This window comes from Microbacterium sp. UNCCL10, from assembly GCF_000746195.1.
Taxonomy (GTDB): domain Bacteria; phylum Actinomycetota; class Actinomycetes; order Actinomycetales; family Microbacteriaceae; genus Microbacterium; species Microbacterium saccharophilum.
This window is the reverse complement of record NZ_JQKT01000007.1, coordinates 691217-715263: the sequence shown is the minus strand read 5'-3', so window position 1 is coordinate 715263 and position 24047 is coordinate 691217. Positions and strand designations below refer to the sequence as shown.

Annotated in this window: 18 protein-coding genes; 11 read left to right on the top strand and 7 right to left on the bottom strand. The window is 73.7% G+C overall.

The features are described from left to right. The first annotated feature begins 70 nt into the window (after positions 1-70). Genes idi through BR85_RS03535 form a run of 7 tightly spaced genes read left to right on the top strand, consistent with a single transcriptional unit; the run spans position 71 to position 5610 of the window. A complete protein-coding gene (idi, locus tag BR85_RS03565; protein ID WP_028495288.1) occupies positions 71-619 on the top strand; it encodes an isopentenyl-diphosphate Delta-isomerase in 549 nt (182 codons plus the stop codon). Continuing rightward, positions 616-1677 (top strand): polyprenyl synthetase family protein, encoded by a 1062-nt coding sequence (locus BR85_RS03560; RefSeq protein ID WP_028495287.1) that lies wholly within the window; start codon positions 616-618, stop codon positions 1675-1677. The genes idi and BR85_RS03560 overlap by 4 nt, the downstream gene beginning before the upstream one ends. After that, entirely contained in the window at positions 1674-2543 is an 870-nt protein-coding gene (locus BR85_RS03555) for a phytoene/squalene synthase family protein (RefSeq protein WP_028495286.1), read from the top strand. The genes BR85_RS03560 and BR85_RS03555 overlap by 4 nt, the downstream gene beginning before the upstream one ends. Then, on the top strand, positions 2540-4099 hold the full coding sequence (crtI, locus tag BR85_RS03550; protein WP_028495285.1) for a phytoene desaturase family protein: 1560 nt from the start codon (positions 2540-2542) through the stop codon (positions 4097-4099). The genes BR85_RS03555 and crtI overlap by 4 nt, the downstream gene beginning before the upstream one ends. Before the next feature lies 1 nt (position 4100). Next, complete coding sequence (locus BR85_RS03545; RefSeq protein ID WP_028495284.1) at positions 4101-4436, top strand: lycopene cyclase domain-containing protein; 336 nt, start codon at positions 4101-4103, stop codon at positions 4434-4436. Further along, on the top strand, positions 4433-4738 hold the full coding sequence (locus BR85_RS03540) for a lycopene cyclase domain-containing protein (protein WP_028495283.1): 306 nt from the start codon (positions 4433-4435) through the stop codon (positions 4736-4738). The genes BR85_RS03545 and BR85_RS03540 overlap by 4 nt, the downstream gene beginning before the upstream one ends. Beyond that, positions 4735-5610 (top strand): prenyltransferase, encoded by an 876-nt coding sequence (locus BR85_RS03535; RefSeq protein WP_028495282.1) that lies wholly within the window; start codon positions 4735-4737, stop codon positions 5608-5610. The genes BR85_RS03540 and BR85_RS03535 overlap by 4 nt, the downstream gene beginning before the upstream one ends. A gap of 27 nt (positions 5611-5637) precedes the next feature. On the opposite strand, the gene BR85_RS03530 is transcribed toward BR85_RS03535, so the two are convergent. Together BR85_RS03530 and BR85_RS03525 are read right to left on the bottom strand one after the other, a co-directional pair. Beyond that, complete coding sequence (locus BR85_RS03530; protein WP_028495281.1) at positions 5638-8532, bottom strand: UPF0182 family membrane protein; 2895 nt, start codon at positions 8530-8532, stop codon at positions 5638-5640. Positions 8533-8583: 51 nt separating this feature from the next. Beyond that, complete coding sequence (locus tag BR85_RS03525; protein ID WP_028495280.1) at positions 8584-9708, bottom strand: YlbL family protein; 1125 nt, start codon at positions 9706-9708, stop codon at positions 8584-8586. A gap of 127 nt (positions 9709-9835) precedes the next feature. Here BR85_RS03525 and BR85_RS03520 point away from each other — a divergent pair, with 127 nt between their 5' ends. Further along, positions 9836-11245 (top strand): zinc-dependent metalloprotease, encoded by a 1410-nt coding sequence (locus tag BR85_RS03520; protein WP_028495279.1) that lies wholly within the window; start codon positions 9836-9838, stop codon positions 11243-11245. Between the two features lie 804 nt (positions 11246-12049). On the opposite strand, the gene BR85_RS03515 is transcribed toward BR85_RS03520, so the two are convergent. Then, complete coding sequence (locus BR85_RS03515; protein ID WP_028495278.1) at positions 12050-13762, bottom strand: ATP-dependent helicase; 1713 nt, start codon at positions 13760-13762, stop codon at positions 12050-12052. Beyond that, positions 13759-14661 (bottom strand): NAD(+) diphosphatase, encoded by a 903-nt coding sequence (gene nudC / locus BR85_RS03510; RefSeq protein ID WP_028495277.1) that lies wholly within the window; start codon positions 14659-14661, stop codon positions 13759-13761. Before nudC ends, BR85_RS03515 begins: the two co-directional genes overlap by 4 nt. A gap of 64 nt (positions 14662-14725) precedes the next feature. On the opposite strand from nudC, the gene BR85_RS03505 reads away from it, so the two are divergent. Continuing rightward, positions 14726-16006 carry a phosphotransferase gene (locus BR85_RS03505; protein ID WP_028495276.1) on the top strand — a complete coding sequence of 427 codons (1281 nt, stop codon included), beginning with the start codon at positions 14726-14728 and terminating at the stop codon, positions 16004-16006. 13 nt (positions 16007-16019) lie between these two features. Here the strand turns inward: BR85_RS03505 and BR85_RS03500 are convergent, their stop codons facing one another. Then, entirely contained in the window at positions 16020-19310 is a 3291-nt protein-coding gene (locus BR85_RS03500) for an ATP-dependent DNA helicase (protein WP_028495275.1), read from the bottom strand. Further along, the gene (locus BR85_RS03495) at positions 19307-22426 is read right to left on the bottom strand and encodes an ATP-dependent DNA helicase (protein ID WP_028495274.1); all 3120 of its coding nucleotides are present in this window, start codon (positions 22424-22426) and stop codon (positions 19307-19309) included. The genes BR85_RS03500 and BR85_RS03495 overlap by 4 nt, the downstream gene beginning before the upstream one ends. 136 nt (positions 22427-22562) lie before the next feature. On the opposite strand from BR85_RS03495, the gene BR85_RS03490 reads away from it, so the two are divergent. Further along, positions 22563-22787 (top strand): DUF3107 domain-containing protein, encoded by a 225-nt coding sequence (locus BR85_RS03490; RefSeq protein ID WP_028495273.1) that lies wholly within the window; start codon positions 22563-22565, stop codon positions 22785-22787. 1 nt (position 22788) lies between these two features. Further along, on the top strand, positions 22789-23076 hold the full coding sequence (locus tag BR85_RS03485; RefSeq protein WP_028495272.1) for a hypothetical protein: 288 nt from the start codon (positions 22789-22791) through the stop codon (positions 23074-23076). Between the two features lie 213 nt (positions 23077-23289). Here BR85_RS03485 and BR85_RS03480 read toward each other — a convergent pair whose 3' ends face one another. Continuing rightward, positions 23290-24006 carry a ferritin-like fold-containing protein gene (locus BR85_RS03480; RefSeq protein ID WP_028495271.1) on the bottom strand — a complete coding sequence of 239 codons (717 nt, stop codon included), beginning with the start codon at positions 24004-24006 and terminating at the stop codon, positions 23290-23292. Positions 24007-24047 lie beyond the last annotated feature (41 nt).

The following is a 24047-nucleotide window of genomic DNA, read 5'->3' as shown; positions in this document are numbered from 1 at the left end:
TGGACACCTCCGGGTCGGTTCGGTATGCTCAATCGAAATCGCTAGCTAAACTAGCAAAAAACGAGGCGAGATGTCAGACACAGAACACGTCGTCCTACTGGACGAAGACGGCCGCGAGATCGGCACGGCACCCAAGTCGAGCGTGCACGGCACGGATACGGCCCTTCACCTGGCCTTCTCCTGCCATGTCTACAACTCGAGCGGGGAGCTCCTGGTCACCCGTCGCGCGCTCGGCAAGACGGCGTGGCCGGGTGTCTGGACGAACTCGTTCTGCGGTCACCCCAAGCCCGCCGAGCCGGTTCTGACCGCCGTGCACCGCCGTGCCGAGTACGAGCTCGGCATCACACTGCAGGACGTGCGGCTCGCCCTCCCGCTCTTCCGGTACCGCGCGGTCGACGCGTCCGGGATCGTCGAGCACGAGATCTGCCCCGTCTACACGGCCGTCACCGACGATGAGCTCGTGCTGAACCCGCTCGAGGTCGTCGAGTCCCGCTGGGTCGACCCCGCCGACCTCGGCTCGTCGCTCGTGACGACCCCCTGGGCGTTCAGCCCGTGGCTCGTCCTGCAGGCCGAGCAGCTCCACCTCTTCCGGTCCCCCGAAGTCCGCCGCGCCTCATGATCACCGTCTCCCCCGCCGCCCGCGAGGCCGTCGACGTCGAGATCGACGCGTCGCTGTCGCGACTGCAGGCCCGCACCGCCCGCCGGGGCCCGTCCGCGCGGGCGCTCGCGGACGCGACGGCGCGCGCCGCCGCCGGCGGGAAGCGCCTGCGTCCTGCGCTCGTCGTGGCCTCCTTCGAGGCGTTCGGCGGCAGCGCGGCGGAGACCCGCGGCGTCTCGCAGGTCGCCGCGGCGTTCGAGCTGCTGCACACGGCGTTCGTCGTGCACGACGATCTCATCGACCGCGACACGCAGCGCCGAGGCGCCCCGAACGTCGGCGGGGAGTTCCGGGCGCGCGCCGGCGGTGCCGGCGCCACCGCCGACGGCGCCGCCCTCCTCGGCGACGCCGCCGCCGTGCTCTCCGGCGACCTGCTCCTCTTCGAGGCCACGCGCATGGTGGCCACGGCCGCCCTGCCCGACGCGACCCGCGCCGCGCTGCTGGAGCTCCTCGACGACGCGATCCTCGTCTCCGTCATCGGCGAGCTGGCCGACGTCGAGCACGCCGTGCTCCCGGACTACCCGGACACCCCCGCGCTCCTGAACGCCGCGCACGACAAGACCGCGGCCTACTCGTTCCGCGCACCCCTGGCCGCCGGCGCCCTCATGGCAGATGCGACGGCCGCCGAGCGCACGGCGGTGGAGACGATCGGCGGGCTGCTCGGCCTCGCCTTCCAGCTCGTGGACGACCTCATCGGCACCTTCGGGACGGCGGAGCAGGCCGGCCGGGAACCCGGCGCCGACCTGCGCGAGGCCAAGCGCACGCCGCTCATCGCGCTCGCCCAGCACTCCCCCGCGTGGCCGCGGGTGAGTTCCGCCCTCGCCGTCGCGCACACCGGCCCCATCGCGCTGCGGGCCGCGCAGCGCGAGCTCGACGCGAGCGGAGCCCGCGAAGAGCTCATCACGCTGGTGCGCGAGACGCTCGCGCAGGCGCAGCGGCTCGGGGCGGAGACGTCGCTGGGCGCTCCCGTCGTGAGCCTGCTCGCCCAGCTCGCCACCGCGATCGACGAGCGCATCCCGTGAGCGCGGAGATCCCCGACCTCGACCGCTACGACCGGGTGGCCCGGGAGGCGGCGGCGACCGTCATCGCCGCCTACTCGACGTCCTTCGGGCTCGCGTCCCGCCTCCTGGGGCCCCGCGTGCGCCCGCACGTGCGGAACGTCTACGCGCTCGTGCGGATCGCCGATGAGATCGTCGACGGCACCGCCGCCGACGCCGGCCTCGCGCCCGCGACGCAGCGGCTCGTGCTGGACGAGCTTGAGGCGGAGACGCTCACGGCGATCGCCCGCGGCTTCAGCGTGAACCTCATCGTGCACGCGTTCGCCCAGACCGCGCGCGAGTGCGGCATCGGCGCCGACCTCGTGCGCCCCTTCTTCGCCTCCATGCGGACGGACCTGGACCGCACGGTCCACGACGCCCAGTCGCACGAGGCCTACGTCTACGGATCCGCCGAGGTGGTGGGGCTCATGTGCCTGCAGGTGTTCGTCTCCGCGGGGGCCCCGGCTCCCGCCACCGCCGCCCCGGCGCTCGTGAGCGGTGCGCGGCGGCTCGGCGCCGCGTTCCAGGACATCAACTTCCTCCGCGACCACGCCGACGACGCGCACCGGCTCGGCCGCGACTACCTGGGGGTCGAGGCGGGAACGACCTCGCGGGCCGAGGTCCTCGCCCGCATCGACGGCGACCTCGCCGCCGCGGCCGCCGTCATCCCGGATCTCCCGGCGGACTGCCGCCGCGCCGTCACGACGGCCCACGACCTGTTCGCCGAGCTCGCCAAGCGGCTCCGGCAGGAGCCCGACCCGGACGCTCGCGTGCGGGTCCCGAACGCACGGAAGGCGGGCATCGCGGTGCGCGCCGCGGCGTTCGGCCGGCCGCGGCGGTCGGACTCGTGAGGCCCACGGCCGCCGTCGTCGGCGCCGGCATCGCCGGCCTCGCGACGGCCGCGCTCCTCGCGGAGGAGGGGTACGACGTCACGGTCGTCGAGGCCCGCGACGTCACCGGCGGACGGGCCGGATCGTGGGAGAGCGACGGATTCCGCTTCGACACGGGCCCCAGCTGGTACCTCATGCCGGAGGTCTTCGACCACTTCTTCCGCCTCCTCGGCACGACCGCCGACGCCGAACTGGACCTCGTCCCGCTCACCCCCGCGTACCGCGTCTATGCCCAGCCGCAGGGTCCCGGCGCCGGTGAGCACGTCGATGTCGTGTCGGGCCGCGACCACGCCCGCGCGCTGTTCGAATCCCGCGAGCCCGGTGCCGGCGCGCAGCTGGACGCCTACCTGGACTCCGCGGCCGACGCGTACGAGCTCGCCGTCACGCGGTTCCTGTACGACACCTACGAGTCGTACGCCGGGCTCCGCGACCGGACGCTCCTGCGCCGGCTCCCCGCCCTCGCTCCCATGCTCACCCGGTCGCTGCAGTCCGTCATCGACAAGCGCTTCCGCGACCCGCTGCTGCGCCGCATCCTCGGCTACCCGGGCGTCTTCCTCGGCACCTCCCCCTACGAGGCGCCGAGCCTGTACCACCTCATGAGCCACCTCGACCTCGACGAGGGCGTGCTGTACCCTCGCGGCGGCTTCACGGAGGTCATCGCGGCCGTCCAGCGGCTCGCGGAGGCCCGCGGCGTGCGGATCCGCACCGGCACCCCGGTGGCGCAGATCCGCACGCAGGGCGGCCGGGCGACCGGACTGCGGCTGCGGGACGGCGAGGTGCTCGAGGCCGATGTCGTCGTGTCCACCGCCGACCTGCACCACACCGAGACGAAACTCCTCCGGGACGACGAGCGCACCTACCCGGAGTCATGGTGGCGCAAGCGCACGGCGGGGCCGGGCGCGCTCCTGCTCCTCCTCGGCGTCGACGGCGAGCTGCCCGAGCTCCCGCACCACACGCTGCTGTTCACGGATGCGTGGAAGGAGAACTTCCAGGCGATCTTCGGCACCCGGACGGTGCCCGACCCGGCGTCGCTGTACATCTGCAAGCCGAGCGCGACCGACGACACCGTCGCACCCGCCGGGGCGGAGAACCTCTTCGTCCTCGTCCCCGTCCCCGCCGACCCGGGGCTCGGCCACGGTGGTGTCGACGGCGACGGCGATGCCCGCATCGAGAAGCTCGCCGACGCCGCCATCGCGCAGATCGCCCAGTGGATCGGCGTCCCCGACCTCGCGGCGCGCATCCGGGTGCGCCGCACGATCGCGCCGGGGGACTTCGCGGACGACTTCGGCGCCTGGCAGGGCACGGCGCTCGGACTCGCGCACACGCTCCGCCAGAGCGCGCTCTTCCGGCCCCGCAACGCCTCCGCGAAGGTCGACGCGCTGCTGTACGCCGGCGGGTCGGCCCTGCCCGGCATCGGGCTGCCGATGTGCCTCATCTCCGCCGAGCTCGTCGTCAAGCGGCTCCGCGGCGATCGCAGCGCGGGTCCGCTCGCCGAGCCTGCGCGGACGGGCGGCTGAGGTGCCCGGAGCGTATCTGCTCGCGCTGCTCGTCTCGGCCGCCGGCGTCGCCGCCCTGGACGCCCGCGGCCGGCTCGTGCTGTGGCGGCGTCCCCGGCGAGCCGCGGTCGCGATCCTCATCGGGACGGCGTTCTTCCTGATCTGGGATGCCGTCGGCATCGCGACCGGCGTCTTCGTGAAGGGCGGGAGCCCGCTGCTGCTGGGGATCGACCTCGCGCCGCACCTGCCGCTGGAGGAGCCCGTCTTCCTCGCGTTCCTCTGCTACCTCGCCCTCGTCGTCCACGCCGCGGCGCTCCGCCGCCTTCACACGCGAGCCACCCGGGGGCGCCGGGCATGACCTACCTCTGGATCGTCCTGCCGTTCGTCGCGCTCACCGCAGCCGTGACCCTCGCGACCCTGCGGCGCCCGCGCTTCGCGCGGCGGATGGGCGCCTCCGGCATCGCGGCCGTGATCCTCGGCATCCTCACCGCGATCTTCGACAACGTCATGATCGCGGCGGGGCTGTTCACATATCCCGCCGACCGGATCAGCGGCATCCGCGTGGGACTGGCGCCCGTCGAGGACTTCGCCTACCCGCTCTGCGCGGCGTTCCTGCTGCCGGCGCTCTGGGTGCTGCTGCAGCCGCGGGAGGCCGAATGAACGCGCTGACCGTCGCCCGGGAGCTCTTCGTGTCCTCCCGCCCCGTGAGCTGGATCAACACGGCGTACCCGTTCGCGGCGGCCTCCCTGCTCACGTCCCGCGAGATCGACGCGACGTTCGTTATCGGGACGCTGTTCTTCCTCATCCCGTACAACCTCGCGATGTACGGGATCAACGACGTCTTCGACTACGAGTCCGATCTCCGCAACCCCCGCAAGGGCGGCGCGCACGGCGCCGTGCTCGATCGCCGCATGCACCCCATCACCCTGTGGGCCGCAGGCCTGTCGTGCCTGCCGTTCGTCGTCTACCTCGTCGTCGTGGGCTCACCGGCGAGCTGGGCGGTCCTCGCCGCGAGCCTCTTCTTCGTCGTCTTCTACAGTGCGCCGCCCCTGCGGATGAAGGAGCGGCCGTTCGCCGACTCGGTGACCAGCAGCATCCACTTCTTCTCCCCCGCCGTGTACGGGCTGGTCCTGGCCGGAGCGACGTGGACGTGGCAGCTGGGTCTCATCCTGCTGGCCTTCGCGCTGTGGGGCGTCGCCTCGCACGCGTTCGGCGCCGTCCAGGACGTCGTCGCCGACCGGGAGGCGGGCATCGCCTCGATCGCGACGGCGCGCGGCGCCGCGTGGACGTCGCGGTTCGCGCTCGTCTGCTACGCCGCGGCGGGCATCGCGATGCTCGGGACGGCCTGGCCGGGGCCGCTCGCGGCCGTCGCCGTCACCCCGTATCTGGTCGCCGTCTGGCCGTACCGCAGCATCCCGGATGCCGACTCCGCGGCGGCGACGGCAGGATGGCGCCGCTTCCTCTGGATCAATCAGATCGCGGGCTTCCTCGTGACGCTGCTGCTGATCTGGTGGTGGACGCTCACCGCGTGAGCGTCCACCACCCTCAGATCAGGCGGGTCACTCCTCGAGGGCGAGGAGCTTCTCGAGCGCGGCCGTCAGGCGGGCGTCCGCCTCGCCGTACGCGGCCCAGTCGCCGTCCTGCAGCGCGGCCGCGCGGTCGAGGAGGGCCTGGCGGGCCTCGTCCAGCGCCGCCTGCATCTCATCCACCGGGATGCCGGGGTCGGCCGGATCGTCGGGTGTCGGCGTCTCGGACGGGTCGGGGCTCGGGGTGACCTCCCCGTCGCCGGCGCTCGCGCCGGAATCGCCGCCGAAGAGCTCGTCGAGCGCTTCCTGCAGGGTGTCCTCGAAGGCGACCTCGTCGCCGAACGCGACGAGGATCTTCCGCAGCGTCGGCAGCTGCGTGCCGCTGGAGGCCTGCACGAACACGGGCTGGACGTACAGCAGGCCACCGCCGACCGGGAGGGTCAGGAGGTTGCCGTTGAGCACCTCGGACTGGCCCTGCTTGAGCAGGTTCAGCTGCGAGGAGATCGTGTCGTCCGAGTTGAACGTGTTCTGCACCTGGCCGGGGCCGGGAACGCTCACGTCGGCGCTGATCTCCAGCATCCGGAGCTTCCCGTAGCCCTCCGCCTTCTTGCCGTCGGCGTTGCCGGCGTTCGAGTCGACGGCGAGGTAGCCCATCAGGACGTTCCGCGCGTTGTCGCCCACCGAGGCGGGGATGAACGAGGTGAACATGGAGAAGCTCGGGGCGTCCTGGCCCGGCATCTGCATCGTCAGGTAATACGGCGGCTGCAGCACCGTGGTCTTGGACACCGGGTCATCGGGCGTCTTCCAGGCGTTGTCCCGGGCGTAGAAGGAGGCCGCGTCGTCGACGTGGTAGGTGCCGAGCATGGCGCGCTGCACCTTGAAGAGGTCGGTCGGGTACCGCACGTGGCTCATGAGGTCGCCGGACATCTCCGAGATCGGCTCGACCGTGTTGGGATAGATGTTCTGCCACGCCTGCAGCAGCGGGTCTTCCTCGTCCCACGCGTAGAGGGTCACCGATCCGTCATAGGCGTCGACGGTGGCCTTCACGGAGTTGCGGATGTAGTTGACGTCGTCGAGGGCCACGCGGGGCGCCGTGTTCGTCGTGTCGCTGATCGCGTCCCGGAGGCTCACGATCGAGGAGTACGGGTAGTTGGCGCTGAGCGTATAGCCGTCGACGATCCAGACGATCCGGCCGTCCACGACGGACGGGTACGGGTCGTTGTCGAGCTCGAGGTACGGCGCCGCCTTCTTCACGCGCGTCACGGGGTCGCGGTCGTAGAGGATCTGCGACTCGTCGTTGATGGCGTCCGAGAACAGGATGTCGGTGGACTGGAACTTCATCGAGTAGATGAGGCGGTTCAGGACGCTCCCCACCTCGGGGCCGCCGTCTCCGGAGAACGTGGTCTTCGTCTGCGCGGCGCCGTCCGAGCCGCGCGGGTAATCCAGCTCGATGTCGTCGGTGCCGTCCGGCGCGCCCACGATCGAGTACAGCGGCGAGGTCTCGCCGAAGTACACGCGGGGCTCGTACTTCTCGCCGTCGGTGAGCTCACCGGCGGTCGGGATGCCGCGCTCGAGGAACTGCGGGTTGCCGTCGGCCGTGCGCGCGTTGCCCTTGGCCGCGACCATGCCGTAGCCGTGGGTGTACACGAGGGTCGTGTTGTACCAGGACGCGGCCTGCCCCAGCTGCGTCATGTCCAGCTCGCGCACCGACACGACGGCATCCTGCGACGTCCCGTCGATCTCGTAGCGGTCGACGTCCATGGGGTCGGTGAACTGGTAGTAGCCGCGGTACTGCTCGAGCTGCCGGATCGTCGGGCTGATGATCGCCGGGTCCATGATGCGGATGGATGCCGTCGTCTCGGCGTCCGCGCGCAGCTGGCCGGGGGCGGCGTCGGTGACGGCCTGGAAGTCGCTCTTCTCGAGCCCGTCGATGCCGTACGCGAGCTTCGTGGCGTCGATGTTGCGCTGGTAGTACTCGCTCTCCAGGTTCTGCTGGTTCGGCCGCACCTGGATGTTGAAGAGCACCCACGGGTAGGCGACGCCGACGACGAGGGAGGAGACGATGAGGAGGCCCGTCGCGATGAGCGGGAACCGCCACCGGCCGATGACGGCGGTGACGAAGAAGAGCAGCGCCACGATCGCGGCGGCGATCGCGAGGATCGTCTGGCCGGGGATGATCGCGTTGACCTCGACGTAGGCGGCACCGGTGATCCGGTCGCCCTCGGAGAGCAGCGTCTTGTAGCGGTCGAGCCACAGGCTCGCGGCCTGCACGAGGAGGTAGACGCCGGCGATGATCGCGAGCTGGATGCGCGCGGCCTTGGAGATGCGCAGCTCCCGCTGGCCGATCCGGACGGAGCCGTAGAGATACGCGACGAGGGCCGTCACGACGAGGCAGACCAGCAGGACGGCGGACGCGAAGCCGAGGACCGCGCTGTAGGCCGGCAGCTGGAAGAGGTAGAACCCGGTGTCCAGCCCGAACTCCGGGTCGGCGTCGCCGGTCGTGACGCCGTTGCGCCACAGCCAGATGGTCTCCCACTGGGCGGAGGCGGCGAACCCGGCGAAGAAGCCGAAGAACACCGGGATGCCCCACATCGCGAGCCGGCGGAGCGGTTCGACGACCTCCTGGTAGTGGTCCAGCTGCGAGCTCAGCCGTGCGTAGACGGGGCGGAGGCGGTACGCGAGCTGGATCGCGGCGAACACCGGGAGGGCCATCGCGACGAAGCCGACGAGGAACATCACGATCCGGGCGGTCCACTGCGTCACGAGCACGCCGTCGAAGCCGAGCTGGCGGTACCACAGCCAGTCGGCGAAGAGGCTCGCGAAGACGAAGAAGGCCACCACGAGCGCGGCGATCACGACGAGCGTGATCGTCACTGCACGGCGGAACGGACTCGGTGTGGCCTGGGTCGGCGCAGAGGTCGTGGTCACCCGTCCATCCTAGGCGGGGGCCGGAGGGCGGGCGCCGCACCCGGCGAACGCTCAGCCGGCGTCGCAGGTGGGCAGGTCCGCCAGGTCGCCGTCGCTCCGGATGGCCGCTAGCACGTCCTGCGCGTCGTCGAGCGTCGCGACCGCGAAGACCTGCAGATCGGCCGGGACGTGCCCGGCGACCTCGTCGCAGTTGTCCGCGGGCGCGAGGAACCACTCGGCCCCGGCGTCCCGGGCGCCGTAGAGCTTCTGGCGGATGCCGCCGATGGGGCCGACCGTGCCTGCGGCGTCGATCGTGCCGGTCCCGGCGACGTCCGCGCCGCCGTTGAGCTCGCCGGGGGTGAGCGTGTCGATGATCCCGAGCGCGAACATCATCCCGGCGCTCGGCCCGCCGACGTTGTTGAGCTGGATCGTGACGTCGATCGGGAAGTCGTAGTCGTGCAGCGTGCTCACTCCGATCAGCCACGTCGACTCCCCCTCGATCTCGCCCTCGCGCGGCGTGATCGATTCGGTCAGCTCCTCGCCGTCCCGTTCGACGGTGAGCTCGACGGGGGCGCCGTCGCCGGCGTTGATGATCTTCCGGAGCGTCTCGGTGTCGGTGAGGGGTGTGCCCTCGGCCGCGCGGATGATGTCGTCCGGCTGGAGGATGCCCTGCGCCGCGGAGTCGTCCGTGAGGGAGTGCACCCGCACCATCGGGTGGACGTCGTAGCCGAGCTCGACGAGCGCCGCGGCGGTCGCCTCCTTCTGCGAGTCGACCATCTGCACGGCGCTCTGCTCGTTGCGCTGCTCGGTGGACTGGCCCTCCGGGAACACCTCGTCCAGCGGCAGCACCGCCCGCGAGGAGTCGAACCAGGCGACGGCCAGTTCGAACCAGGACGGCGTGCGCTCGCGGTTGCCGACGACCTGCACGGTCAGCAGGTCCAGGGATCCCGCGGTCGGGAAGGTCTTCGCCCCGTCGACGGAGATGAGCGGCACGTCGGCGCCGTCGGAGCCGGTGGCGGTGCCCAGCGTGTTGAAGACCGGGCCGGGTCGCTGGATGACGTACGTCGTCGGCAGGACCGTGAGGGCGAGGAGCGCGATCAGCGCGACGGTGAGCGCCCAGATCCCCGTGGTCACCGTGCGCGACATCCGACGGCGCGGCGCGGGGGTGATCGTCACGTTCTCGTCGAACAGTGCCACGGGTGACCTTCCTGAGCCGGTCGTTCGCGGCCGGCGTAAGCGCGAGGTCCCCGTGCGCGGACTGCGCGGCGAAGACCCCGACTAGCGTAGAGCGAGACGCCTGCTCCCTGCTGAAAGGCCCCTGCACATGGCTGAGGACGACCGCTCCCCCGAAGACGAATTCCAGGAGCTGCTGCGCAACCTCCTGGGAGGTCAGGGCGGCCTCGACCCCGAGGCTCTGCAGCGCCTCTCCGGCCTCGGCGTCGACCCGGCGATGCTGCAGCAGATGATGCGGCAGATGCAGGGCGTCTTCGCCTCCGGCGCGGACGGCATCGATTGGAACGCGGCGAAGACGCAGGCGCTGCACCTCGCCAACAAGGACGGCCTCAGCATCTCCGCCGGCGACCGCCAGGACTTCGACCATGCGTTTTCGCTCGCGACGCTGTGGCTGAGCGAGGCGACGTCGATCTCCGACCTCGCCGCCCCGGCGCGCGCGCTCACCCGCGGACAGTGGGTGGAGGCGACGCTGCCGGTGTGGCAGGAGCTCGCCGAGCCCGTCGCCAACTCCATCGCCGATGCCATGACGGCGGCCATCGACGCGCAGACGCCCGAGGAGATGAAGGGGATCGTCGCGGGCGCCGGACGCCTCATGCGCACCGTCGGCGGGTCGCTGTTCGCGGCGCAGCTCGGCGCCGTCATCGGCCGCCTCTCGCTCGAGGTGGTCTCCGGCGGCGACGTCGGCATCCCCGTCATGCCGGACGGCGACGCCGCCATCCTGCCGCAGAACTTCGCGGACTTCCGCCGCGACCTGGAGATCGACGAGGAGCAGCTCGCCCTGTACCTCGCGACCCGTGAGCTCGCGCACGCCCGGCTGTTCCGGCACGCGCGCTGGCTGCGGCTGCACGTGATCTCGCAGGTGACCGACTTCGCCCGCGGCATCCACGTCGACATGGACGCGCTCGAGGAGCTCGCGTCGCGGTTCGACCCGTCGGCGCCGGAGGAGCTGAAGGCGGCGCTGGAGAGCGGCGCCCTGCTGCCGCAGCGCTCCGAGTCCCAGACGACCGCCCTCACGCGGCTGGAGAACCTCCTCGCCACGATCGAGGGCTGGGTCGACGTCGTCACGGCCGACGCGACGCAGCGCCTGCCCGCCGCGGACCGGATCGCCGAGGCGGTGCGCCGCCGGCGGGCCGTGGGCGGACCGGCCGAGCAGGCGATGGGTTCCCTCGTCGGCCTCGAGCTGCGACCGCGCCGCCTCCGCGAGGCGGCGGCCATGTGGCGTGCGGTGACGGATGCCGTCGGCACCGAGGCGCGCGACAGCCTGTGGGACTACCCCGACCTCATGCCGACCGCGGAGGACATCGACGACCCGGCCGGACTCGTCGCGCGGCTGCAGGCCCGCGCCCGCGGCGAGGAGCCCGCGCGCGATGCGTTCGACGACGCGCTGGACGCGCTGCTGGACGAGGCGGCCGCGGGACGGGATGCCGAGACGTCCGCGGACGACGGCGCGGACGACGGGGACCCCGGAGACGACGCTCCCCAGGACCCGCGACCGGTTTGACGCGGCGGGGCTGCGGCGCCTCCTCCCCAGCGAGGTGCCGGCTGCGCCGTGGGCGTCGGCTGTGGAGCATCCGCACCCGGGAGGATCATCGGGCGCACAATCGGCAGATGCTGCGCCTCGCCCCCTCCCATCCGCCGCTGTGGCGGAGCCCGTCCAGCATCCAGCTCGGTCCCGAGTCCGTCGCCCGCGTCGACGATGTCGCGCCGTGGCAGGAGCGCCTGCTCGACGCGCTCGTGGACGGCATCCCGGATGCCATGCTGCTGCCCCTCGCGGCGAGCTTCGGCGCCGCGCCGGGCGAGGCGGATGCGTTCCTCCGGCGCATCGGCGGCGCCCTCGGACGGGTCCCCGCGACGGCTCCACGCGTGCGCGTCGAGGTGCCCGAGTCGTTCGGGCGCGACGAGACGGAGATCCTGCTGGCAGGGCTCCGCGGCGGCGGCCTCGACGTCACAGGCTGCACGGCGTGGCCCGTCGAGGACGGCGGCCCGCGCCTCCCGGTCGTGGCGGTCGCCTTCCGGCTGCTCGATCCGCTGCGCGCCGCACGGCTCGTCTCCCGGGATGCGCCGCACATCCCGGTCGAGCTGGCCGGGGACCGGGTCACGGTCGGGCCGCTCGTGATCCCGGGTGTCACGGCCTGCCTCGCGTGCCTGCACGCGCACCGCCGCGACGGCGACCCGACCTGGCCGCTCGTGGCCGCTCAGCTGCTCGCGCGGGGGCCGGCGCCGACCGAGCCCGCGCTGCTCCTGGAGGCCGCGCTGCTGGCCGCCCGGCTCGTCGGCGGCGGCGTCCCGGGGGCGTCGGTCACCCTCAGCGGCGAGAGCGTGCGGCGGAGCTGGCACGCCCATCGACCGCACGCAGCGTGCCTGTGCCAATCTCCCGCAGGAAGCGGGACGGCTGACGCTCGCGATGCCCGCCCGTGCGCGCCCACGACAGCGTCAGCGTTCGCGCGGCCCGCGTGATGCCGACGTAGGCGAGGCGGCGCTCCTCGTCCACCTGCTCGAAGGTCGTCGCGTAGGAGATCGGCAGAAGCCCTTCGGCGAGGCCGACGAGGTGCACGTGATCCCACTCGAGTCCCTTCGCGGCGTGCAGGGTCGCGAGCGTGACGGTGCGCATGGACGGTTCGTGCTGGTCCTTCGCGCGCGCCGTGAGCGTGTCGGTGAAGCTCCGCAGGGTGGTGCCCTCCGGCGCCTCCTCCGCGAGCCGCAGCAGCGCCGCGCGGGCCTCCCACGCGTCGCGGAGCGCGCCGCCGGCCGGCGGCGGCTCGTCGGTGAGCCCCAGGGAGCGCAGCACGTCGCGGACGGCCGCGACGAACGTGGTCTCCACGGGCGCGACCGACGCGCCCCGCAGCGCCAGGAGCGCCTGCCGCACCTCCGGGATGTCGAAGAACCGCTTGCCGCCGAGCACGGTCGCCGCGACGCCGCGGGCGGCGAGCGCCGCGAGCAGCGGCGCGGACTGCGCGTTCGCGCGGTACAGCACGGCGATGCGGCGGGGATCGACGCCCGCCGCCGTCTGCGCCGCGACCGCCGCGGCGACGCCGCTGGCCTCGGCCGCGTCGTCCTCGTACGCCCGGACCTCCGGCGTCGGTCCCGGCGGGGCCGCCGAGACGAGCTCGAGCGCGCCGGGACGGCCCCGCATGAGCTCGTTGGCGACGGCGAGGACGGCGGCATCCGACCGGTAGTTGCGCTCCAGCCGCACGACGTGCGCGTCCTCGTACCGGTCGGCGAACTCCAGCAGGTAGCGCGGTTCGGCGCCGGCGAACGAGTAGATGGTCTGGCTGGCGTCGCCGACGGCGCAGAAGTCCTGACGGTCGCCGAGCCACAGCTCCATGAGGCGGTGCTGCAGCGGCGAGATGTCCTGGAACTCGTCCACCGTGAAATGGCGGTACTGCTCGTGGACGGCCGCCTGGACGCGCGGCTCGGACTCCAGCATCCCGGCGCACGCGAGGAGGACGTCTTCGAAGTCGAGCTGACGGCGCTGGTCCTTGAGCTTCTCGTAGGCGCGCTGCAGGTCGACGAGGGCGCCGAGTTCGACGCGGCCGAGACCCTGCGGGCGCGCGGCGGCGTCCTGCTCGATCGTCCGCATCGTCACCTTGCGCGACTCGATGCGGCTCGCGACGTCCCGGAGGGTCGCACCGTCCAGCCGCATGCGCAGCGCATCGGCGGCCTGCCCGAGGAGGCGCACCTTGTTGTCGACGATGCTGGGCGCGGTGTCTTTCGCGACCTGCGGCCAGAAGAAGTTCAGCTGCGCGAGCGCCGCCGCGTGGAAGGTGCGGGCGGCCACACCCTCGACGCCGAGCGCGCGGAGACGGCCGCGCATCTCGCCCGCCGCCTTCGCCGTGAAGGTCACCGCCATGACGCGGCCCGGCGAGTACGCGCCGGTGTCGACGCCGTGGGCGATGCGATGCGTGATGACGCGGGTCTTGCCGGTGCCGGCGCCGGCGAGCACGCACACCGGTCCCCGGAGGACGGATGCCGCCTCCCGCTGGCGTTCGTCCAGGCCCTCGAGGGCGCGATCGCTCATCCGGCGTGCCAATCGAGGATGAGGCGGTGCGCGATGGACGCGGTGCCCGGGAGGCCGAAGTCCGCCTCGCCGCGCAGCGCCACCGCGATCTCGTCGCGCGTGAACCAGCGCACGTCGACGATCTCCTCGCCGTCCGCCCGCGCGGCGGCGGCGTCGACGGCCGTCGCGTGGAAGCCGAGCATGAGGGAGCGGGGGTACGGCCAGGCCTGCGAACCGAGGTAGCGCAGGTCCGTGAGGTGCACGCCGGCCTCCTCGAAGATCTCCCGCCCGACGGCGGACTCGAGGGACTCCCCCGCCTCCACGAAGCCGGCGAACGTCGAGTACCGGTTCTGGGCCGCCCACAGGGCGTTCTTGCCGAGCAGGATGCGCTCGCCGTCCGCGCTCAGCACGGCGACGATCACGGCGGGATCGGTGCGCGGGAAGTGCTCACGCCCGCACGCGGGGCACGTGCGCGCCCAGCCCGCGGAGCGGATGACGGCACGCGTTCCGCATGCCGGGCAGAACGGCGCGTCCAGCAGCCAGCGGCCGAGACTCAGCGCTTCGACGAAGGCGCCCGCATCGGAGGCGGACAGCTCGCCGCCGATGACGCGCAGCGACTCCCAGCCCGGCGCGTCGACGGGCGTGGGGGCGGCGGAGGGGAACGCGGCGACGAGGACGGGGGCGCCGGCGTCATCGCGCCCGAGGAAGGCCCACTCCCCGTCGCCGTGCACCTCGGCGGGGGTGACGTAGTGCAGGGCGGCTCCCGCCACGGGGGCGCGGTCGCCGTGCACGACGAGGACGTGCGTGTCGCCCGCCGCGCGCAGGCGGTCGACGAGTCCGTCCTCGAGCCGCTCGTCGGCGGCCCGGTCCAGGCTCGCCCGCGCCAGAGCGGGCGGCGGGAAAGACTCCTGCGACGTCATCGAGGACCTCTCTTGCCGGGCGTGGCGCGTGGGCGCCGGGGCGTGCCCCGCCTACCCTGGGGGCATGGCACGCTCACCTCTCACTCTAGCCGCGTCGGTGACGTCCGCCCTCCCCCGGATCGGGGTCGTGAGGGTCGGCGCGCTCACCGAAGGCTCGTCGGGACGGTACGACAGTGCCGTCGCGACCCTCGATGACGGCCGCCGGGTCGTCGTCCGCGTGCCCGTGGACGTCGACGCCGACGGCGACCTCCGGGCGGAGGCCCGGGCGCTGCGCGCCCTGTCGGCCGGCGTCCGCGGCGTCCTGCCCTTCCGTGCCCCCGATGTGCTGGGCGAGACGACGGTGGACGGCATGCACGCCCTCGTGCAGACCATGCTCCCCGGCTACCGGGTCGATGCGGCGCACATCCCCGCCGGCCCCGGCGTCGCCACCGCGATCGGCCTCGCCCTCGCCGCCGTCCACGACCTGCCGGTCACGGTCGTCCGCGACGCCGGTCTCCCGGTGCTCACCGCGATGCAGGTGCGCGATGAGGTCGAGCGCCTGCTCGACCGCGCCGAGGCCACCGGTCGCCTGCCCTTCGGGCTCCTCCGCCGCTGGAGCACCGCCGTCGCCGCCGACGTCCTGTGGCGCTTCGAGACCACGGTCGTCCTCGGCGGCGTGGAACCGGCATCGTTCGTCCTCGAGGACGACGAGGACGGCGTCCCCGCCGTCACGGGGCTCCTCACCTGGGGTGGGCTGAGCGCGGGCGACCCGGCGACCGACCTGCGCTGGCTGGCATCGGCGACGGACGCACGCGAAGACGTCCTGGACGCCTACACGCACGCCTCGCACCGCGCGCCGGATGCGCTCATCGCCGAGCGGGCGCGGCTGCACGCCGAGCTGGAGTTCGCGAAGTGGCTCGTGCACGGCCACGCCGTGGGTGCGGAGTCGGTCGTCGGCGACGCCGTCGCGCTGCTGGAGGCGTTGGACGAGAACGTCCGCGACGAGCCGCCGCTGACGCAGCCGCGGGTGACCGTCGACGACGCGTTCGCCGCGATCCGTCGCGTGCCGGACGCCACCGGCGAGGTCGACACGTCGATGCACACCGACACGTACGACGCCGGCACGATATCCGCGTTCGCGATGGACGACGCGGATGACGCGGACGGTCCGGCGCCCGACATCGAGACGATGCCGATCGAGCTGTCCGACTGGTCGCCGCAGAGCGTCGCCGCGCACACCGGCGACGTCGCCCGCACGGCGGGCGCGCGCGCTGCGGAGGCCGACGCCGCGGAGGCCGAGGACGACGGCGACGACCCCGGCACGTCGGCGCGCAACGCCCTCCGCCGCTGGACCGGCACGGCCTGACCGCGCCCCCGGCTCAGCCGCGCAGCACGAGGTCGTCCGCGACGTAGTACAGCGCGACGTCGATCTGCTCGAGCGGGACGCCGTGCTTGGCGTGATACGCGCGACGGTACAGCTCGAGCTGCATCATCCGCTCCCGGCGCTCCTGCGGGGTGCGCGGCGGTCGCCCGGTCTTCCAGTCGACGATCTCGATGCGGCCGTCCGCCCGGCGGTACACGGCATCCAGCTTGCAGATGATGACGTGCGGCTGCCCGTCGCCGAGGGCGTCCTCATCGGCGAAGTCGATCTCGGTCTCCACCTCGATGGGCTGCAGCGACGCCCACTCCGAGGCGAGGAAGTTCGCGATGAGCCGCTCGAGGGCGTCGGCGTCCGGGTGCGCCGCGCCCGGCGTGTCGTCCTCGGCCTCCCACAGCGCGTCGTCGATCGACATCCCGAGCCCCGTGAGCCCGGACCGCTGCTCGACCCAGGCGTGGAAGAGGGTGCCGAGCCGGGTCTGCCGGTAGGGCCGCTCCGGGAGCGGCCGGGTCGCGGCGGCGACGGCGGCGGCGTAGTCGGTGGCGAAGTCCTTGAACCGCGATGCGGGGATGCGGGTGGGGGCGCGTCCCGTCCCGCCGGCGGCCCGGGACGCCCGCTCGGCGAGCAGCAGCGCGAGATCGCGGGACGGCTCCGCGGGGGGCGCGGCCTGGGCCGCCGCGACGGCCGCCGCGGCGCGCTCCACGGCCAGTCGGCGACCGCCGAGGGCGTCGAGGGGCCACTGCAGCAGGCGCCGCTCCCCCTCGAACGGGTTCTCGCCGGGCTCGATCTCGGGAAGCGACGCGCCGAGGGCGTCCGCGATCTCCCGGAGGAACGGGCTCGCTTCGCGCGGCTTCTTCGTGCCCGACCAGCTGGAGCCGGTGAGCAGCAGGCGGTCGCGCGCGCGTGTGACGGCGACGTAGGCGAGACGGCGCTCCTCCGCGATCTGACGGGCCCGATTCTCCTCGCCGAACGCCTCGAGGGCGTCCCGGAGGTGCTGCTGCGTCGGAGCCTCGTGCGCCTCCCACGCCAGGCGGGGCAGCCACCGGGCGTCGCCGCGGAACGAGTACGGCAGGACGCCGAAGCCGAGCCAGCCCTGTCTGTCCTTGGAGCGGGTGGGCAGTTCGTCCTCCACGAGCCGCACGACCGCCACGGCATCCCACTCCAGCCCCTTGCTGCCGTGGATCGTGAGGAGCTGCACGACATCGTCCTCGGGGGGCTCGGTGCGCGGTGCGAACTCGTCGAGGCGCTCCGCATGGTCGAGCCAGGCGAGCAGGCTCGTGAGCGACCCGCTCTCGTCGGTCGCGAGGAAGCCGTGCAGCTCGTCGACGAACGCGCGCAGCTGGTCGCCCGCGATCCGCGCCGGGCCGCGCGCCTCGTTTGCGGCGAGCTCGACGTCCAGCCGCAGCTCCAGCTCGATGAGCCGGACGAGCTCGGGGATCGGCATCCCCGCCGCCCGGCGGAGACCCGCGAAGACCCCGGCCGCATCGCGCAGGCGTTCCCGCGCCGCGGGGGTGAGCTCGGCGAGCCAGCCGTGATCGGCGGGATGGCGCAGCACGAAGTCGAGCGCGTCGATGAGGGAGCCCTCCTCGTCGCCGGCCGATGCCCGCATCCGCTCCGCGATCTCGGGTTCGAGGGGCTGCAGGGCCGCGTCGTGCCGCGCGATCCTCCGTCCGAGCTGCGCGAGCGCGCGAAGGTCGGCGAGACCGATCGCCCAGCGGGGGCCGGCGAGGAGGCGGAGGAGCGCGGACCCCGCCCGCGGGTCGCTGATGACGCGCAGCGCCGCGACGACGTCGACGACCTCGGGGGTGCTGAGGAGACCGCCGAGTCCCAGGATCCGGTGCGGGATCGCGCGCCGGCCGAGGGCGTCGGCGAAGCGGACCATGTGCTTCTTGCTGCGGAAGAGGATGGCGCCGGTCGTCGCCTCGCCGGTGCGCTGCACGCGGATGTCGGCGAACCACGCCGCGACCCGCTCGGCCTCGGCGTCGATGTCGGCCTCGAATGCGATGTCGACGCGTCCGCGCGGGGCACCGGGGCGGGGCCGGAGCGGTTCGACCGGCACCGGCGAGGAATCCGCGAGCGGGGCGAGCACGGCGCCCGCCGCCGTCAGGACGTCGTCGCTGTTGCGCCAGCTCGTCATGAGTGAGAACCGGGCGCTGGCCCCCGCCGCCGAGAACGCGGCCGCGAAGTCCCCGAGGTTTCCCGCGCTCGCCCCGCGCCACCCGTAGATGGACTGGTGCGGGTCGCCGACGGCCATGACCGCGGTGTCGCGGAACGCGGTGCCGAGGAGGTCGGTCTGCACGACCGAGGTGTCCTGGTACTCGTCGAGGAGGACGACGCGGTAGCGGTCGCGGAGCTCATCCCGCACAGCCGCGTGCCCGCGGACGATCTCGACGGCACCGGCGACCTGGTCGGAGAAGTCGATGACCCCGAGGCGGCGCTTCTGCGCGGCGTACTCCCGCGCGAGGTCGACGAGCACGGCGAGTCCGCCGACCGCCGTCGCCGCCTTCGCGACGTCGGCGTACACGGTGACGCGCGCCGACGTCGATTCGCGGCCCCGCACCGTGGCGAACCGGGCGGGGAACGCGGCGAGCTCGTCGAGGTCGACGAGGTTGTCGGTGGCGTCGCGCGCGATCCGCAGGGCGGCGTCGATGACGGTGCGCAGCGCCTCCTCCCGCTCCTCGAGGCGCGGATCGTCGGAGTCGAGCACGACGCGGCGCATGAGCAGCCACGCCGCCGATTCGCTCAGGACCGCGACCTCGGCGTCCCGGCCGACCCGGACGGCGTTCTCCCGCACGATCTGGTCGGCGAAGGCGTTGTAGGTCGCGACCGTCGGCCGGTGCAGGAGGGCATCGCCGTCGGGGGCGGCGGGGGTGCTGCCGCCCAGCTCGTCGAGCGCGAGGCGCCGCGAGGACGCGCCGGCGCCGGCGCGCTCCAGTCGCGCGAAGACGTCGAGCCGGCCCGCGGCGTGCAGGTCGGGCAGGAGCGGCAGGAGCCCCCGCGCCTCGAACTCGGCGAGCCGCTGCAGGCGCAGGTGGATGCGCTCGGCGAGCTCCCCCGCGGCCTTGCGCGTGAAGGTGAGGCCGAGCACCTGGTCGCGGCGGACGAGCCCGTTGGCGACGAGCCAGACGACCCGCCCCGCCATCGTCTCCGTCTTGCCGCTCCCGGCGCCCGCGACGACGAGCGCGGGGGCGAGTGGCGCGGCGATGACGCGGGACTGCTCGGCCGTCGGCGGGAACTGTCCGAGCGCCGCCGCGATGGTCTCCGGGGAGAGGGTGCGGGCCGAGGCGGTCATGACGCGCTCACCGCCCCGATCGTGTGGATGCGGCAGAGCCCGTACGAGTGGTCGTCGCGGCAGTGCTCCTCGTACGGCGCCGTGAAGGTCGTGCCGCGCATGACGCGGACGGCATCCTGCACGCGGCCGAGGAACGCCGCGCGCGTCTCCTCGGTGAACGGTGCTTGGCGCGGCTCCGCATAGTCCTTCTTCGTCGCCGTGGGGCGCAGCACGAGGAGCTTCGCGCCGCCTCCGGGGTGCCCGGCCGCCTCCGGGATCGCGCCGGACTCGAAGGCGAGCTGATACGCCGCGAGCTGCGGGTGGTCGCCGACCTTCTCATCGGTCTGCGGCTCGCGCTTGCCGGTCTTCAGATCCACGATGACGACGCTCCCGTCGCCGGTGAGCTCGACGCGGTCGATGTAGCCGCTGAGGATCGCGCCGTGCGCGGCGCCCTCCTCGACGGGGATCGGGATCTCGAAGTGCGGCTCGACGCCGATGAGGCGCCCGCCGGACGCCTCGAACCGGCGGAGGTACACGGCCAGGCGCCGGACGAGCTCGCGGGCCCGCGTGCGCTCGGCGCGGTCGCGCCACGCGGACTCGAAGTCCAGCTCGCCCCAGCGCGCCTCCACCACGGCCCACAGCGACTCCTCGTCGATGCCCTCGGCATGCTCGAGCGCGGCGTGCACGATCGTGCCGAGGCCGGCGACGGCGCCGCCGCTGTCGCCGCCGAGGTCGCCGATGACCCAGTTCAGCTCGCACTCGTCGAGCGTGTGCAGGCGGGACGGCGAGACCCGCACATCTTCCCGGTCGAGGTCGCGCAGCGGCGCCGTGGAGGTGGGTGGCCGGATGCCGTACCACTCCGCGGGGTCGGCGCCGGCGACGCCGGCTGCGGCGAGGAGCGCGAGCTGCCCCGCGGCGTGCGTCTGCGCCGCGGCGCTCGACCGCGGCTCGGTGAGGACGCGGCGATGCTGGGCGACGAGGCCCCGCAGCGACAGCGGGTGCTCGGGTCCGACGCCGTCCGCGGGCGGCAGCAGCTCGAACAGGGCGCTGGGCCCCGTGTCGTCGTCGTCCACGGCCGTGACGACCAGGAGCGCGCGGGCCCGCGAGACGGCACGGGCGAAGAGCCGCAGTTCGTCGTGCAGCACGCCGCGGCGCCGGTCGACGGCATCCGCATCCCCCGGCGCCGACAGCCGCCACGTCTCCAGGAGGCTGCCGCGCGCCCGCAGGTTCGGCCACACGCCGTCCTGCACGCCGGCCACGACGACGGTGTCGAACTCGGTGCCGAGCGCGGCCGCGGGCGTCAGCACCTGCACGACCCCGTCCGGGGCGGGGCCGCCGAGGCGGTCCTCCGCGACGTCGGAGTCGAGGACGCCGCGGAGGAAGGCCAGCGGCGCGGTGCCGTCGTCGCGTTCGCCGTGCCGCTTCGCGGCCTGGAACAGGGCCACGACGGCGTCGAGCTCGCGCCCGGCCTGCTCGGCGAGCGGACCGTGCCCGGCGGCCGCGGCCTGCCAGGCGCGCTGCCCGTCGAGGCTCTCCCATGCCGTCCACAGCAGCTCGTGCGCGGTGGCGTCGGACTCGAGCTGTGTGCGCAGCGCCGCGATGGCCGTGCCGATGCGCGCGGCGCGCCGCGCCTCGCTCGTGTCGACGAGCGCGAACTCGGCGGGGTGCGCGAGCGCGGACGCGAGCAGCGCCGCCCCGGTCGGTTCGACCGTGCCGGGCGTCGCCGGGGCGCCCGCCGCCTGGCGCAGGGTCTGATGACGCAGGGTCTGATGACGCAGGGCGGTGCGTAGGCGCCGCAGCTCGACGGGATCCAGGCCCGCGCCGCGCAGCGCGTCCCCGACCTCGTCGTTCGTCCACTCGGCGCTGTCGCGGGCGGCGAGGAGGACCAGGCGCAGCAGGTCCCGGACGGCGCGGGCGCCGGCGAGCGGTGCCCCCTGCCCCGTCGCGCGGGTGGGGACCTCGCGTGCCGCGAGCTCGGCCTCCAGGGTCAGCACCTGCCGCGTGTCGTGGGCGATGACGACGCAGTCCGACCACGGGACCCCGGCGTGCACGTGCCGTTCGCGGAGCAGCCGCGCGATGGCGTCGTGCTCCTCGGCCGGGGATCGCAGCGCGAGGGCGCGCACCGTGCCGTCCGGTTCCGCGGCCGTCGGGCGCTGCCGGTGCGCGACGACGCCCGCCGCCCCGATCCGCGATGTCACCTCGGCGGTCAGGTCGCGCTGCCCGGGAGTGCCGCGGTGCACCACGGGGAGGACGTGGACCCGACCGGATGCCGCGAGCCGCGCGAAGTTCTCCGGCGTCGCGCCGCGGAACGCGCCCGATGCGACGTCGGGGTCGCCGAAGGCGAGCACGGCGATGCCGCGGTCGCGGCAGGCCTCAAGCAGCTCCACGCCGCCGAGGGTCAGCTCTTGTGCGTCGTCGACGAGGATCGCGCGGAGCTGCGCGAACGCGCCCTGCGCGCCGCCGCCCGCCCGCGCGAGACCCACGGCCTCGCGCACGAGGCCCGCGGCATCCCGATGCGCGCCGCGCATGTCGGCGCGGACGCGGTGGTACTCCCGTGCGAACGACGCCATCGACGCCCAGACCGGCCGGTCCTCCGCGGCGGCCCGCGCCGCGAGCGCGTCCGGCTCGATCCCGAGCGTCGTGCACTCCGCGAGGAACGCCCGCACCTCGGTGCGGAACCCGCGGGTCGCGCGGACCTCGGCGGGCAGCCAGTCGGGCCAGCGGGACGGGCCCGCCTGCTCGTCCTCCGCGTCGCCGGCGAGGAGGTCGGCGACGAGCTGATCCTCGTCGGGTCCCGTCAGCAGCTGCGGAGGCTCCGCGGCCGTGCGGACCATCTCGGCGCGCACGAGCTGATACGCGAATGCGGCGACGGAGCGGGCGAGCGGTCCCGTCGTGGCGACCCCGACGGCGAGGGCGAGCCGGTCGCGCAGGGAGGTGGCCGCCTGCCGGGTCGGGGTGAGCACGATCAGCGCCTCGGGGGGCATCCCGTCGGCGACGAGCCGGGCGACCCGCTCCACGATCGTGCGGGTCTTGCCCGTGCCCGGCGCGCCCACGACGACGCCGGACGCATCGGGCGGAAGGGTAAGCACGGTGCGCTGCGCCTCGTCGGTGTCGACGGGGAGCGGCGGATGACCCATGCCCTTCACGCTAGCGGCCGCCGCGGACACCGTTCGCCGACAGCGTGCAGCAGCGCCCGCGCCGCGCGTCGACCCCTGTGCACGGTGTCGTAGCATCGAGATGCGCCCGCCCTGCGGGCCGGAAAGGCAGTCATCCGTGGACATCCGCATCGGCATCACGAACACCGCACGAGAGCTCAACTTCGAGTCCGACCAGTCGGCCGACATCCTGAAGAAGACCGTCGCCGACGCGTTCGCCGAGGGCGCGGCCATCGTGACCTTCGCCGACACGAAGGGCAACAGCTACGTCGTCCCGACGGCCGGCATCGCGTTCATCGAGATCGGGACCGAGGAGTCCCGCCGCATCGGCTTCGTGGCGTGACGTGCTGATCCTGCTGGCCCTCATCTTCGGGGCGGTGTACGGGGCGGTGCTGCACTTCACGATGCGCGGGCGCGCCTCGCGCGGCGTGGCGCTGGCGCCGCTCCTGGGGACCGTGGCCGCCGGGCTGGTGTACGCCGTCCTGACGTGGGCGGGCCTGGCCGAGACCGTCTGGATCTGGCTCGCCACGATCGCCGTCACGGCGCTCGTCGTGCCGCTGGTCCTCACGCTGCTGTCGCGCCGCCGCACCGCGCACGACGCGCACGAGCGCGCCCGCCTGCGCCTGAGCTGACCGCGCCGGCGGCGTCCCGGGTCGGCGCCCGCGGCATCCCGTTTCGGGGGCGCTTCGCGCCGCCTCGGGCGCGCCGAAGCGACGCGGACCGACCCCCATCCCGCGCCGCGGGCTGCGAAGCCGCGAATCGGGGGCGCTTCGCGCCGCCTCAGGCGCGCCGAAGCGACGCGGAGCGACCCCGATCGGCGCCCGGAGCACGTCGCGGCGCCCGGTTCAGGCGTCGAGGCCCATCTGCGCCATGCGGCGCGAGTGCGCGGCCAGCAGGTCGGTGAACACCGGCTCGACCTTCTTCTCCCCCGCCGCGTCGAGGGACAGGGGGCGCAGCGCCGCGCGGGCGATGAGCAGCGTGTCACCGACGAGCCGGCGCCCCCACATGCTCAGGAGCGACTTCCACTCGGCATCCGCCGCGAGGGCGGCCGTGACGATCTCCACGATCGCCTGCCGGTCGTCGTCCCCGCGCAGGATGCCGGCGACCCGGCTCCCCGTCGACCCGTAGCTCGCCGAGAGCGCGAGGTAGAAGTCGTCGAGCATGCCGGCCGTGATGTGCACCGACAGCATCGTCTCGAGCTGCCGCGCGCCGTGCGTCGCGCGGCGGAACGCGTCCAGCGGCTCCCGGAACGGGAGCATGAGGCCGAGCGGGTCGTCGCCGCGATCGCGGATGAGCCCCACGAGCTCACGATGCTTGTTCAGCGCTGCGCCCGCGGCGAGGGACAGCGACTCCTTCTGGGAGAGCTCCGGCGTCGGCGCGATCAGCTCGCTGAGGGTCTCGAAGTAGCCGAGCTGCAGGTACGCGGCCTGACCGAGGAACGTGTCGATGTCCGGCGCGAGCTCTTCGAAGTCGACCCGGCGCACATCGCCGTGATCCCCGCGGGAGCGCACCTTGAGGGTGCGTGCGGCGGGCGAGCTGCGCTGCCAGAACCAGGTGACCACGCCCCCAGCCTAGAGGCGCGGGCATCGCCATCCGGGAAGCG